This is a genomic window from Luteimonas yanweni (genome assembly GCF_039548475.1).
Lineage (GTDB): Bacteria > Pseudomonadota > Gammaproteobacteria > Xanthomonadales > Xanthomonadaceae > Luteimonas.
The window spans coordinates 196177-209065 of sequence record NZ_JBCLVC010000007.1; the positions used below are offsets into that span (position 1 = coordinate 196177).

At 69.8% G+C, this 12889-nt stretch carries 10 protein-coding genes and 2 tRNA genes; 6 read left to right on the forward strand and 6 right to left on the reverse strand.

Annotated elements, in window-relative coordinates:
- Nucleotides 1-21 precede the first annotated feature (21 nt).
- The gene (locus WCE39_RS03830; RefSeq protein ID WP_343275384.1) at nucleotides 22-1185 is read left to right on the forward strand and encodes a zinc-dependent alcohol dehydrogenase; all 1164 of its coding nucleotides are present in this window, start codon (nucleotides 22-24) and stop codon (nucleotides 1183-1185) included.
- Between the two features lie 44 nt (nucleotides 1186-1229).
- Nucleotides 1230-2234: an NAD-dependent epimerase gene (locus tag WCE39_RS03835; RefSeq protein WP_343275385.1), complete on the forward strand. Its 1005-nt coding sequence runs from the start codon at nucleotides 1230-1232 to the stop codon at nucleotides 2232-2234.
- On the opposite strand, the gene WCE39_RS03840 is transcribed toward WCE39_RS03835, so the two are convergent.
- From WCE39_RS03840 to WCE39_RS03850, 3 genes are read right to left on the reverse strand one after another with little or no spacing between them, the layout of a single operon-like run.
- Nucleotides 2228-3709 carry a M48 family metalloprotease gene (locus tag WCE39_RS03840; RefSeq protein WP_343275386.1) on the reverse strand — a complete coding sequence of 494 codons (1482 nt, stop codon included), beginning with the start codon at nucleotides 3707-3709 and terminating at the stop codon, nucleotides 2228-2230. The two genes, WCE39_RS03835 and WCE39_RS03840, sit on opposite strands and share 7 nt — an antisense overlap.
- A gap of 1 nt (nucleotide 3710) precedes the next feature.
- Nucleotides 3711-4151, reverse strand: a complete 441-nt coding sequence (locus tag WCE39_RS03845; protein ID WP_343275387.1) for a hypothetical protein — start codon at nucleotides 4149-4151, stop codon at nucleotides 3711-3713.
- 9 nt (nucleotides 4152-4160) lie between these two features.
- Complete coding sequence (locus tag WCE39_RS03850) at nucleotides 4161-5894, reverse strand: CHASE2 domain-containing protein (protein ID WP_343275388.1); 1734 nt, start codon at nucleotides 5892-5894, stop codon at nucleotides 4161-4163.
- A 389-nt stretch (nucleotides 5895-6283) separates the two neighbouring features.
- Here WCE39_RS03850 and WCE39_RS03855 point away from each other — a divergent pair, with 389 nt between their 5' ends.
- The 4 genes from WCE39_RS03855 to WCE39_RS03870 all read left to right on the forward strand — a co-directional run bounded on the left by WCE39_RS03855 (nucleotide 6284) and on the right by WCE39_RS03870 (nucleotide 9474).
- Nucleotides 6284-7492 (forward strand): MraY family glycosyltransferase, encoded by a 1209-nt coding sequence (locus WCE39_RS03855; RefSeq protein WP_343275389.1) that lies wholly within the window; start codon nucleotides 6284-6286, stop codon nucleotides 7490-7492.
- Between the two features lie 27 nt (nucleotides 7493-7519).
- A tRNA-Leu gene (locus WCE39_RS03860) sits at nucleotides 7520-7607 on the forward strand.
- Nucleotides 7608-7678: 71 nt separating this feature from the next.
- A tRNA-Leu gene (locus WCE39_RS03865) sits at nucleotides 7679-7763 on the forward strand.
- A gap of 79 nt (nucleotides 7764-7842) precedes the next feature.
- Nucleotides 7843-9474, forward strand: a complete 1632-nt coding sequence (locus WCE39_RS03870) for an FMN-binding glutamate synthase family protein (RefSeq protein WP_343275390.1) — start codon at nucleotides 7843-7845, stop codon at nucleotides 9472-9474.
- A gap of 174 nt (nucleotides 9475-9648) precedes the next feature.
- Here WCE39_RS03870 and WCE39_RS03875 read toward each other — a convergent pair whose 3' ends face one another.
- Genes WCE39_RS03875 through WCE39_RS03885 form a run of 3 tightly spaced genes read right to left on the reverse strand, consistent with a single transcriptional unit; the run spans nucleotide 9649 to nucleotide 12878 of the window.
- Nucleotides 9649-10896, reverse strand: coding sequence for a dicarboxylate/amino acid:cation symporter (locus tag WCE39_RS03875; RefSeq protein WP_343275391.1), 1248 nt, complete (start codon nucleotides 10894-10896; stop codon nucleotides 9649-9651).
- A 31-nt stretch (nucleotides 10897-10927) separates the two neighbouring features.
- The gene (locus tag WCE39_RS03880; protein ID WP_343275392.1) at nucleotides 10928-11767 is read right to left on the reverse strand and encodes a MurR/RpiR family transcriptional regulator; all 840 of its coding nucleotides are present in this window, start codon (nucleotides 11765-11767) and stop codon (nucleotides 10928-10930) included.
- Between the two features lie 7 nt (nucleotides 11768-11774).
- The gene (locus tag WCE39_RS03885; protein ID WP_343275393.1) at nucleotides 11775-12878 is read right to left on the reverse strand and encodes a dipeptide epimerase; all 1104 of its coding nucleotides are present in this window, start codon (nucleotides 12876-12878) and stop codon (nucleotides 11775-11777) included.
- Nucleotides 12879-12889: the final 11 nt, after the last annotated feature.

Sequence of the window (12889 nt, forward strand, 5' to 3'; positions counted from 1 at the left end):
TCCCCCGAAAAGGCCGTTCCCATGCAGGCACTCACCTACCAGGGCTCCCGCAACGTCCGCGTCGAAACCGTCCCCGATCCCGCGCTGGTTGCGCCCGACGACATCATCCTGCGCGTGACCGCGACCGCCATCTGCGGCTCGGACCTGCACATCTACCGCGGCAAGATCCCGGCGATGGAAGACGGCGACATCCTGGGTCACGAATTCATGGGCATCGTGGAAGACGCCGGCCCCGCGGTGACCCGGGTGAAGCGTGGCGACCGCGTGGTGATTCCCTTCGTGATCGCCTGCGGCACCTGCTTCCACTGCCTGCTCAGCGAATATGCCGCCTGCGAGACCACCAATCCCGGCCGCGGCGCGATCATGAACGCGAAGAAGATCAAGCCGCCGGCGGCGCTGTTCGGCTACAGCCACATGTACGGCGGCGTGCCCGGCGGCCAGGCCGAGCTGGTGCGCGTGCCCAAGGCCAACGTCGGCCCGCTGGTGGTGCCGGACGTGCTGTCGGACGAGCAGGTGCTGTTCCTGTCCGACATCCTGCCCACCGGCTACCAGGCGGTGCTCAATGCCGGCGTCGCCGCGGGCTCGACGCTTGCGATCTTCGGCGCGGGCCCGGTCGGCCTGATGTCGGCGGCCTGCGCGCGCATGCTGGGCGTGGAGACGATCTTCATGGTCGACGAGAACGCGCACCGCCTGGCGTTCGCGCGCGACACCTACGGCGTGATCCCGATCAACTTCGATGACATCGACGACCCGGCCGAAGCGATCGTGGAGGCCACCGCCGGCCGCGGCGTGGACGCAAGCGTGGAGGCGGTCGGCTTCGAGGCCAAGGGCAGCCCGACCGAAACCGTGCTGACCACGCTCAAGCTGGAAGGCTCCAGCGGCAAGGCCATCCGCCAGTGCATCGCGGCCACGCGCCGCGGCGGCACGGTGAGCGTGCCGGGCGTGTATGCCGGCTTCATCCACGGCTTCCTGTTCGGTGACGCCTTCGAAAAAGGCCTGACCTTCAAGATGGGACAGACCCACATGCAGCGCTTCATGCCCGAACTGCTGGACGCGATCGGCGAGGGCCGGCTGGCGCCGGAGGTGATCATTTCCCATCGCATGAAGCTTGCCGATGCCGCGCAGGGCTACGAGATGTTCGAGGCCCAGGAAGACGACTGCAGGAAGGTCGTGCTGACGCCCTGAGCGACCGCCGGTATCATTTCGCCTTTCCTTTCCGGTATGTCCCCATGAAAGTCCTCGTCACCGGCACCGCCGGCTTCATCGGCAGCCACGTTGCCCAGGTCCTGCTGGCGCGCGGCGACGAGGTCATCGGCTTCGACAACCTCAACGACTACTACGACGTCACCCTGAAGCAGGCGCGCCTGGCGCGCTTCATGGACCACCCGCGCTATACCCACATCCAGGCCGACCTGGCCGACCGAGCGGCGGTGGAAGCGGCCTTCGCGACGCACACGCCCGACCGGGTGGTGCACCTGGCGGCGCAGGCCGGCGTGCGCTATGCGGCGGAAAACCCGCACGTGTACGTGTCCAGCAACGTCACCGGCACCCTGCACATCCTGGAAGGCTGCCGGCACCACGGGGTGGAGCACCTGGTGTTCGCGTCCACGAGCTCGGTGTACGGCGCCAACCTGGACATGCCCTTCAACGAGCACCAGGGCACCGAGCATCCGCTGACGCTGTACGCGGCCACGAAGAAGGCCAACGAAATGATGGCGCACTCGTATGCGCACCTGTACGGCGTGCCCTGCACGGGGCTGCGCTTCTTCACCGTGTACGGGCCCTGGGGGCGGCCGGACATGGCGCTGTTCCTGTTCACGAAGGCGATCCTGGCCGGCGAGCCGATCAAGGTCTTCAACCACGGCCACCACCGCCGCAGCTTCACCTATGTCGATGACATCGTGGAAGGCGTGGTGCGCGTGCTGGACCGCCCGGCCGCGGCCGATCCGGCATGGAACGGCAATGCACCCGACCCGGGCACCAGCGGCGTGGCGCCGTACCGGATCTACAACATCGGCAACGAACAGCCGGTGGAGCTGCTGCGCTACATCGAGGTGCTGGAGGACTGCCTGGGCAAGAAGGCGGTGATGGAGCTGCTGCCGCTGCAGGCCGGCGACGTGCCGGACACCGAGGCCGACGTGTCGGCCCTGGTGGATGGCGTGGGCTACCGGCCGCAGGTCAGCGTGGAAGAAGGCGTGGCCAACTTCGTGCGCTGGTACCGCGAGTACTACTGAGCACTGTCGGCGCAGGCCCGCTGCAGGGCTTCGTCGCCGGTGGCCTGGCAGCGCAGCGCGTATTCGGCGGCCACGTCGCCCTTGCCGGCCTTGCGGTTCAGGCGCACGCTGTGCGGAAGCAGTTCGTCGGTATCGCCCAGGCTGGCGCGGCTGACCTCGAGCGCCTCGAGCGCGCGCGCGCTGCTCTGCCCGGCCATGCGGTCCAGGGCCATGAAATGGGTCTGGTACAGGGAGTCGGGCCGCTTGAGCTCGGTGACGGCGACGGCCTCCCAGTCGCGCCGGCGGTTGTCGGGCAGGAACAGCAGCGCCGAACGGGCATAGGGCGTGTGCGCGGCCGGGCCGCTGCGCACGCGCGTGGCGGTGGCCGCGGCGGCCGGGGTGTCGCCTTCCTCGACCTGCCGCATCAGCTGGTGCACCTCGTCGACGCCTGACAGCAGGCGGGCGATGCCGGCATTGCCGGCCCAGGGCAGGGGCCGCAGCTCGGGGCGCTCGTGGTCGGGATGGGCCTTGTCCAGGTGCGCAAGCACCTTGTCCAGGCGCACGTCCGGCGTGTCGTGCTGGCGTCGCAGGCGCTTGATGCCGCGCCCCAGCCGGTTGAACGCCTCGCCCAGCCCGGCCGCGACCATCTCGTTGCGGGTGCCGCTGGCGGTGCCGCCGATGCGGGTGTCGGTGGCATGCGCGGTGACCACCACCTGCAGCGAGGTCTGGCGCTGTTCCTGCTCCTCGCGGGTCGCCTGCAGGCGGGCCTCCCAGGCCTCCATGCGGCCGAGCATGTCGGCCAGGCCCACGGGGCTGTAGCCCGCGGCCAGCAGCAGGTCGGCGGCCAGGGCATCGGCGCTGGTCTCGTCCTTGCGGCTGCGCGCGGGCGCCAGCGCGGTCTGCATGCCTTCGGCCACCAGGTTCCTTGCCAGCATGTCGCGCACCAGCGCCTGGCTGGGGTCGCCGCGCAGCGCGCCGTGGCGCATGCCCAGGTAGGTGTCGGCCGCGCCGCCGAACTTGCGGGCGGTGGTTTCGAGCAGGCTGGGCGCGTTGTGGCCGAGCAGCAGGTGGGCGTACTCGTGCGCGATCAGGGCTGCGAGTTCGTCCTCCGACTCCATGCTGGCGAGCATGCCGGCGGCGACGATGATGCCGCCATCGGTGGTGGCGAAGGCGCGGAACGCGGGGTCGGGCGTGGCGTACACGCGCGCCGGGGGCGGGGGCTCGTGCCAGGTCGACTGCAGGCGCTCGAGGACGCCGTTAAGCTGCGCGTCCAGCTGCTCGTTGCCGAGCACGCCGTAGGTCTGGCGCATCGCCTGCCAGGTGTCCGGGATCTCCTGCGGGTTCAGGACCTCGCTGCCGGTGATCCACAGCGCCTTGGCCTGGGCCAGCTGGTCGCGGGTGACGGTCTTGCCGCCGATCTTCCACTGCGCCTGTGCCGCGAGGGGCAGCAGCAGGCAGGCGGCGAGGGCGAGCGCGAGCGCGCTGTGCCGGCGCACGTCAGCAGTCCTCGCCGGCGCCCGAGACGCCGGCCACCTTGCGCGTGGGGTGCGCGGACACCGCGCCCAGGCAGCGCGCCTTCACCTGCGGCGGCGGGTCCTGCACCACGTCCATGGCGTCCAGCCACAGCGGGCCGGCGGGGCCGTCCACCTGGACATAGCCGCGCGGCGACACGGCGATGACGCGCGCCGGCAGCGGGAGCTGCGCGGGATCAAGCGCATCGGCACGCCGGAAACGGCCTTCTTCGACGGTGAAGCGGCTGGCCTTGGCGCGGCGCAGGCGGATGACCCGGGTGGGCTGTTCGGGGGCCGTGCCCGGCACGGTTGCGTTGGTGGCGGGTGGATCGGCGCCGTGCACCGGCGCGGGCGCCACGAGCAGCAGCGCAAGCGCCATGGCGAACAGCGGCAGGGTGGGCAAGTGGCTCGATGTGCTGGTGTCCATGGCGTCCTCTCAGCGTGGTGTGGGGGATGGAAGCGTCTCCGCCGCGGGCGGCGGAGGAGGCGGGGGTGGCGAGGTCATCGTCTTCGTCACCCGGTGTGCGGCCAGTACGAAGAGTGCGAAGCCGGCCAGCCAGTTGGGCGCCGGCAGGTGGAACACGGCGCCCAGCAGCCAGCTGGTCAGCACGGCGAGGAGCAGGGCCAGGCCGGCCAGCAGCAGCCGGCGGGCCAGCGGCCGGGCGCCGAAGCGCGAGCGCAACACCAGCGCCAGCGCGAGGCACAGCGCGAAGCCGGCCAGCATGCTGGTCCAGCGGGCGGTGTGGGCATCCCGGTGCCGGTAACCGGCGCCCTGGTGCATCAGGTTGTCCAGGGCCATGGCGTGCAGGTAGGCGCCGGGAAGGCGGCCGTGGACCGGCGTCGCCACGCTGTCCTCCAGGCCGGGCAGGTCGACGCCCAGGATGACGATGCGGTCGGACAGGAAGCCTTCGGGGAGGTACTCGAGCTCGTGCTCGGTGATGGTGAGCGTGTACGGGCAGCGTTCGCGCGTCCGGGCCACGGCCTCGCCATCGCGGCCGGACAGGAGGCTGTGGTACAGCGCCTTCAGCGCGGCACCGATGCGCCAGCCCGCTGCGGGGGCCGCGTCCGCACGGTTACAGGCGGGCCGCCAGCCGTCCGGCTCAGGCGTGTGCCATGGGCGTTGCAGGCCCCACTGCACGACCAGGTGCGGCACGGGTTCCGGCAGGTTGGCGGCGCCCGCGGCGATGTTGCAGCCGGGCAGGGGCGGCAGCGCTGCCTGCGAACCGCGGGTCGGGCAGGCGTGCGTGGCCGGCAGCAGGCCGGGGCAGGCGTGGCGGTACAGGCGCAGGGCCACGGAGTCGAAGGCGCAGGCATCGGCCACCGGGGGCTCGGCGTCCCGCCAGGGCACGACGTTCTCCGGGCGCAGGCGCAGGGGGTAATCGCTGTCCGCGGCCTGCCAGGCCATCGGCGCCACGCCCACGCCGCGGTCGTTGGAGAACAGCGAGGGTGCACCGGGCGTCTCGGTCGCGAAGATCACGGGCACGCCGGAGGCGTCGCTGGCGCGGGAAATTTCCTGCGTCGCGTAGTCCAGGGTGCCGTCGTAGTCGCGGGCCTTGCGGGCGAGCACGTCGACGTAGAGCGCGCGCGGCGTGTCCGCGAGGATGCGGCCAATGGCCTCGGCGTAATACTCGTAGCGCGGCGGCCAGGCGAAGTCGCGCTGCTCGAGGGTATCCGGGGTGATCAGCACCACCACGATGTCGCCCTGGGCGGCGGAGTCGTAGAACGGCGCCTCCGCGCGCGCATTCAGGTGCTCGGAATAGGCCTGGGAATTGCGGTCCAGGCCGAAGGGATCCAGCCAGTTGAGGATCCCGGCGCCCACGAACATCACCAGGAACGCGGCGAGCGCGATGGAAACGTTGCGGCGCATCGCGGCGAGGGCGTGCAAGGGCCCGCGCGGGCGCTGGGGATGCGACAGGGTGAGCGGCAAGGCTGCCTGGCGCGAAGGCGGGTCGCTGGACAGCCGCTGCAGCCAGGATTCGAGGGTGCGAAGCCACGCGGCGAGCATCTCGGGGAGGCCGCGGAGGCCGTCGGGAGCGGGCTCGCGCGGGCCGCAACGCTGGGCGAGCGCGCCCAGCCGGCGGCGCAATGCGGCCAGCCGCGGGCGCGGCGGGCGCGGATCATGCGCGTCCCCTGTGGAGCTGTCCTGCGATGGGTCGCTTCCGTTCGACATCGGCCGTATCCCCCGGCTGGCCTCTCTGGCCCAACGGAATTCCAGCAGGAAGCATGCCAAGGCGTTTGCGTGGCAGCGCCCCGATGCGGGGGGTCAACGCGGCCGCGAGGGCGCTTCCTGCCGATTTTTGCCCCCCGGTGGCCTTTGACGGCATTGGCTGCCCATTCGCGTCGGCGCCTTTGCTGCGACGCAGCAAGGCTGTAACATGAAGCACTTGCGCGCTTTATCACGCCCTGTGCATGACGGGGTTGGCATGCTCGGCGGGCTCCCTGGCGCCGTGCGTCCTTCCGGTCCGCACCAGACCCGGACAGTTGGCCTGGTTCTTGCGTGTGATCAGGCCGGCGCGCGGCATGTGCGTGATCAGGGTCGATCAATCTATGGAGTCAGGGATGAATTGGGTGTTCGAGATCGGACTGGGCTATGCACTGCTTGCAGCCGTGATCTCATGGGGTGTCCTCAAGCTCCTTCACCCGCTGGCGCCGCGCCTGAACCTGCTGGATTTCCCCGTGGGCCGCAAGGACCACGCGCATCCCACGCCGATCATCGGCGGCCTGGCGATGGTGGTCGGCTGCCTGGTGGTGATGCTGCTGTTCCTGCCCGGATACGCCCCCGCGACGACCGCCTCGTTCTTCGCCGCCTCGCTGCTGATGGTGGGCGTGGGGCTGTACGACGACCGCTTCGACCTGCGCTGGTACTGGCGCGTGCTGGCCCAGGTGGTGGCCGCGCTGATCATGATCTACGGCGCCGGCGTGCGCGTGGAGAACGTCGGCGGCATCTTCGGCTTCGGCGAGCTTGGCTGGCTTTCGGTGCCTTTCACCGTGTTCGCCACGGTGGGCATCATCAATGCCATCAACATGGTTGACGGCGCCGACGGGCTGGCCGGTTCCCTGGTCGCCGTTTGCCTGGTGATGCTGGCCGCCGCGGCGATGTATGCCGGCAACCCGGCGCTGGCGCAGATCGCCCTGGTGATTGCAGGCGTGGTGTCCGCCTTCCTTGTCTACAACATGCGCTTTCCCTGGCAGCCGCGTGCCAAGACGTTCATGGGCAACGCCGGCAGCGCCTGGCTTGGGCTGGTGGTCGCGTGGGTGGTGTTCCGCCTGACGCAGAACACCGGCCATCCCGTGAACCCGGTGCTGGCGCTGTGGCTGATCCCGATCCCGGTGATGGACTGCCTGGTGCTGACCGTGCGCCGCAGCCGCGAAGGGCGCTCGCCGTTCTCGGCCGGGCGCGACCATATCCACCACTTCATGCAGGACGCCGGCTTCGGCCCCACCCAGGCGGCCGTGGCCCTGGCGGCGTTCAGCCTGGTCACCGGCCTGGTGGCCGGCCAGATGATGCGCCTGGACGTGCCCAACCCGGTGATCCTGGCCGGCTTCCTCGTCCTGACCCTGGGCTGGTACGCACTGAGCAGCAACCGTGCCCGGACCCTCCGCTTCTTCGGCGCGATCCGCCGGATGCCGGTGTTCGGACCGCTGCACGCACCGAAAACTTCCGGACCGGTCCCGGGGACCAGCGCGCCGCGCGGCGACGAGGCCTTGTCGAAGGTCGAAGAGCGTGCCGCCGCCCGCGATCGCAAGCGCTTACGCGACGCCGCCTGACTTCGGGGCCACACGGCCCCGGCACCTGCCCGGGTGGCGGAATCGGTAGACGCAGGGGACTTAAAATCCCCGGGCCTTGCGGCCATTGTGGGTTCGAGTCCCACGCCGGGCACCATCATCGAAGGCCGCTTCCGCGGCCTTCGTGCGTTTCTCGGTTGGCGTGCCGCGATCGCTGCGGCCGCCACTGCCCGGGTGGCGAAACCAGGTAAACGCAGGAGACTTAAAATCTTCCGGCCGCAAGGCCATGTGGGTTCGATTCCCACCCCGGGCACACCTTTCGAAATCATGTCCCCACATCGCTGTATGTGATGATTGGCCCGCGTCGCGCCGGCGCGCAGCCGTTGTCGCCAATGACCTACCGCTACACCGCCTGGTTCGTCTGCATCGCGCTCGCCATCGTGGGGTTGGTCCTGGCCTATACCTGGTCGCCGCACTGGTGGTGGCTGGTGACCGTGGCCGGGGCGCTGGCGCTGCTCGGGCTGGCCGATGTGATGCAGCGAACCAGCACGCTGCGCCAGCTGTATCCGGTGCTGGCGCACTTCCGCTACGGGCTGGAGTCGATCGGGCCGGAGATCCGGCAGTACTTCATCGAGCGCGATACCGAGGAGGTGCCGTTCTCGCGCGAACAGCGGGCGCTGGTCTACCAGCGCGCCAAGCGCGAGCAGGACACGGTGCCCTTCGGCACGATCCACGATGTTTACGGGAAGGACTACGAGTGGATCAACCATTCGCTGGCGCCCACCCATCTGGCGGACCACGATTTCAGGGTCCGCATGGGCGAGGAAAGCAATGCGCCCTACGACGCGAGCGTGTTCAATATCTCGGCGATGAGCTTCGGCTCGCTGTCGGCCAATGCCATCCGTGCGCTCAACCTGGGCGCGAAGCGCGGCGGCTTCCATCACGACACCGGCGAGGGCTCGATCTCCAGCTACCACCGCGAGCATGGCGGCGACCTGGTGTGGGAGATCGGTTCGGGCTACTTCGGCTGCCGTGACGAACAGGGCCGCTTCGACCCGGTGCGTTTCGCGGACAACGCCGCGGACCCGCAGGTGAAGATGATCGAGATCAAGCTGTCGCAGGGCGCGAAGCCCGGCCACGGCGGCATGCTGCCGGGCGCGAAGGTGACGCCGGAGATCGCGCTGGCGCGCGGGGTGCCGGTGGGCGTGGACTGCATTTCACCCGCGCAGCATTCGGCCTTCGGCTCGCCGATCGGGCTGCTGGAGTTCGTGGCCGGGCTGCGCCAGCTGGCGGGCGGCAAGCCGGTGGGCTTCAAGCTGGCGATCGGTCACCCCTGGGAATGGTTCGGGGTGGCGAAGGCCATGCGCGAGACGGGGATCCTGCCGGACTTCATCGTGGTCGACGGTGCCGAGGGTGGAACGGGTGCGTCGCCGGTGGAATTCATGAACCACATCGGCGTGCCCATGAACGAGGCGCTGATGCTGGTCCACAACACGCTGGTGGGCGTGGACCTGCGCGACCGCATCCGGGTGGGCGCGGCGGGCAAGATCACCAGCGCGTTCGACATCGCGCGCACGCTGGCGCTGGGCGCGGACTTCTGCAACGCGGGGCGTGCCTTCATGTTCGCGCTGGGCTGCATCCAGGCGCGCAGCTGCCACAACGACCTGTGCCCGACCGGCATCGCCACCCAGGACCCGCGGCGCTGGACACACCTGGACGTAGAGGCCAAGGCCGACCGCGTGGCCCACTACCACCGCAACACCCTGAACGCACTGCGCGAGCTGCTGTGCGCGGCGGGGCTGTCGTCGCCGGCCGAGCTGGGACCGGAGCACATCGTGCGCCGCGTGTCGGAAATGCACGTCAGCTCGCTGGCCAACATCTACCACTTCCTGCAGCCGGGAGAGCTTCTGGCCGGCGTGCCGGAGCGGCACGCGGTATTCAAGAACTTCTGGGAAATGGCGCGTGCCGGGACCTTCGCACCGCCGCCGCGCGTCCTCGAAATGCGCACCTCAAAAAGCCACTAACCCCCCGGATGTGGGAGCCGCTACAGCGGCGATCGCGGCTGTAGCCGCTCCCACGCGGCTGTAGCCGCTCCCGCATCAGCCCGAGAATCCCCCTGATCCTGTGGGAGCCGCTATAGCGGCGATCGGCTGCAGTCGATTCCACAGACACGCGTGGGCCTCTCCAACAATCCGGCGTCAGCTACCGTCCCCGTCCATCCGGTTGACGATCGCCGTGGCGGTCAGGTCGGCGCTGACGTTGCCGACGGTCGAGAACATGTCGGGGATGTTGTCTACCGCCAGCAGCAGTCCGAGCGGCTCCACGGGCAGGCCCATCGCCTGGGTCACGGGCAAGTTGTTGGTCATGAAGCTGACTTGGCCGGGCAGGCCGACCGAGCCCATGCTGATCAGCGCCGACAGGGCGATGGCGGTGACCACCTGCACGCCGCCGAGCTCGATGCCGTACATCCAGGCGATGAACGTGACCACGCCGATGTACTGCACGGGGCTGGTGATGCGGAACAGCGAGACCGCCATCGGCAGCACCAGGGCAGTGACGTGCAGGGGATAGCCGAGGCGGGTTCGCGCGCAGTCGATCATCGCCGGCAGCGAGGCCAGCGAAGACTGGGTGCTGCCCGCGATCACCTGCGCCGGGAAGATACCGACCATGAAGCGCCGCACGGGCTCGTTGGCGGCCAGGCGCGCCACGCCATACAGCAACACGGTCACGCTGATGTACAGCACGCACAGCAGCAGCACGTACCAGCCCAGGGCGCCAAGCACTGCCAGGCCCACGCGCGCGCAGACCGCCAGCACCAGGGCGAATACGCCGATCGGCGCCGCCCACAGCACCCAGCGCACGACCTGGATCATGGTGTCGGCGATCGCCTGCACCAGCTCCAGCAGGCGCGCCCGGCGGTCTGGATCGATGCGCGAGGCGGCGAAGCCGAAGAACAGCGAGAACACCACCAGCGGCAACATGGCGTTGGCCGCGGCCGCCGCCAGCGCGTTGCTCGGGATCACGGTGGTGATCCATTCGCCGAAGGCTGGCGCGCGGCCGATCGCGGTGTCGTCGGCGCCGATGGCGAGGCGAAATCCGTCGACCAGGGCCTGGTCGCGCGGCACCAGCGACAGCAGGCCGGGCGCCATGAAGGCGGTATAGGTGCCGGATGCGATCAGAAGCACCGCGAACACGGCCATGGCGCGGCGCGCGGTGCGACCCGAGGCCGCTGCGTCGGCGGCGGCATTGACGCCCAGTACCACCAGCGCCGCGACCAGCGGCACCACGGTCATCTGCAGCGCGTTGAGCCAAAGGCGGCCGATGGGCTGCACCAGGTCCGCGACGTCGGCGCCGAGGGCCGGGTCGCTGTATGAAAGGGACAGGCCGACGGCGGCGCCGAGGGCGAGGGCGAGCAGGACGCGCGCGGCGTTGGAGAGGCGCGGCATAGCGCGTCGGTTCCGGTTCATCCCTACATCATCACTCGATCGGCGCCGCGTTTTCCACCAGCATGCGCAGGTGGGCTTCGTCTTCGCACAGCAGCAGGAACACCAGGTCGAGCAGGTGCTGCAACGCGGCCTGGTACAGCAGCAGCTCGACCTGCGGCCTGGGGTCGTGGGCACTGACCAGGAGCGCGATGTCCGCATGCGCGCGCAGCGCGTTGGCGGTGTGCCGGGTGATGGTGACCACCTTGCCGCCGCGCCGGCGGAACAGGCGCGCGGTGTGGCACAGCGCCGCTTCCTGGCCGTGCTCGCACAGCACCAGCAGGACGTCGCCGGAGGCGGCCGACGAGGTGCCCATGGCCATCAGCGCCGGATCGAAGAGGTGGATGGCGGTGCGCCCGATCAGCGCCAGCTTGATGGCGATCGCGCGCGAGTACAGGCCGTCGTTGCCGACGCCGATCGAATAGACCTTGCCGGCGCCGCGGATCGCTTCGGCGACGGCGGCGACGTCGGTGTGCGCGTTGAGCGCGCGGGTGACGTTGACCGCTTCGGCCTTGGCGCGCCACAGCGACTCGGCCAGCAGCGCGCCGGGTTCTTCGTCGCGATCGTCGGGCTCGGCGATGGCGTCGGCGCCGTTGGGCCCGCCGCGCCGCGCCAGCGATTCCCCGATCGAGAACTTGAGGTCGGGATAGCCCTTGAAACCGAGCTTCTGGCTGAACTTCACCACGCTGGACTGGCTGATGCCCAGCGCGTTGGCCAGCTGCTGCGAAGAGTAGTCGCGCAGCAGGTGGGCGTTGTCGATCATGTAGTCGGCGATGCGGCGCTCGATCGCCGACATGCGATCGCGCTCGCCCCGGATCCTGGCCAGTGGCGCCATTCCGCGCTCAGGCCGCCGCAAGCGGCTCGAGGCCGCGCACCGAGCGGATGCCCAGGCCCGGCGCGTCGCTGATGGCGATCTCGGACTCGTTGAATTCGACGCCGCCCTCGACCGGGTCGAAGGTGCACAGAGAGGGGCCGTCGAGGTCGACCTTGGTGATCGCGCCGGCCTTGGCCACCGCCAGGTGCACCGCGGCGGCCACGCTGATCGCTGACTCGATCATGCAGCCGATCATGCAGTCCACGCCGTGCCCCTCGGCGATGTCGGCGATGCGGATGGCATTGGAGATGCCGCCGGTCTTCATCAGCTTGATGTTGATGATGTCGGCGGCGCGGCGCTGGATCAGGTCGATCACCTCGGACGGGCCGAACACGCTTTCGTCGGCCATCACCGGCGTGTGCACGCGCTCGGTGACGTACTTCAGGCCCTCGATGTCGCGTGCGGGCACTGGCTGCTCCAGCAGCTCCAGGTGGATGCCGGCGTCTTCCAGCGCGTGGATCGCGAACACGGCCTGCTTCGGCGTCCAGCCCTGGTTGGCGTCCAGGCGCAGCAGGGCGCGGCCGTCGACCGCGGCGTGGATGGCCTTGACCCGTTCGATGTCCAGGCCGATGTCCTTGCCGACCTTGATCTTCAGCGACTCGAAGCCGCGGTCCACCGCCGCCAGCGAGTCGGCGACCATCTTGTCGATGTAGTCGACGCTGATGGTGAGGTCGGTGGTGACCACCGGGTCGCCGCCGCCGCCGAGCATGCGGTAGAGCGGGGCGCCGTACAGCTGCGCCCAGAGGTCGTACAGCGCGATCTCGACCGCCGCCTTGGCGCTGGTGTTGCGCTCCATCGCGCCCTGCACCAGCTGCACGTTGCGGTTGAGGTCGGCGACGTCGCGGCCGATCAGGCGCGGGCCGATGACCATGTTGATCGCCGCGATGATCGAGCCGTGGGTATCGCCGGTGATCACCGCGGTGGGCGCGGCCTCGCCGTAGCCGATGCGGCCGTCGTCGGTGTGGATCATGACCACGATGTCCTCGACCGTGTCGACGGTGCGCAGCGCGGTCTTGAACGGGGTCTTGAGCGGAACCCGCAGCATTGCGAGCCGGATGTCGGTGATCTTCATGTGTGCGTGGT

Coding starts and splice junctions, on each gene's coding strand:
- WCE39_RS03880 (WP_343275392.1), bottom strand. CDS start 11,767: ATGGCGCCACTGGCCAGGATCCGGGGCGAGCGCGATCGCATGTCGGCG.
- WCE39_RS03870 (WP_343275390.1), top strand. CDS start 7,843: ATGACCTACCGCTACACCGCCTGGTTCGTCTGCATCGCGCTCGCCATC.
- WCE39_RS03855 (WP_343275389.1), top strand. CDS start 6,284: ATGAATTGGGTGTTCGAGATCGGACTGGGCTATGCACTGCTTGCAGCC.
- WCE39_RS03835 (WP_343275385.1), top strand. CDS start 1,230: ATGAAAGTCCTCGTCACCGGCACCGCCGGCTTCATCGGCAGCCACGTT.
- WCE39_RS03875 (WP_343275391.1), bottom strand. CDS start 10,896: ATGCCGCGCCTCTCCAACGCCGCGCGCGTCCTGCTCGCCCTCGCCCTC.
- WCE39_RS03830 (WP_343275384.1), top strand. CDS start 22: ATGCAGGCACTCACCTACCAGGGCTCCCGCAACGTCCGCGTCGAAACC.
- WCE39_RS03850 (WP_343275388.1), bottom strand. CDS start 5,894: ATGTCGAACGGAAGCGACCCATCGCAGGACAGCTCCACAGGGGACGCG.
- WCE39_RS03845 (WP_343275387.1), bottom strand. CDS start 4,151: ATGGACACCAGCACATCGAGCCACTTGCCCACCCTGCCGCTGTTCGCC.
- WCE39_RS03885 (WP_343275393.1), bottom strand. CDS start 12,878: ATGAAGATCACCGACATCCGGCTCGCAATGCTGCGGGTTCCGCTCAAG.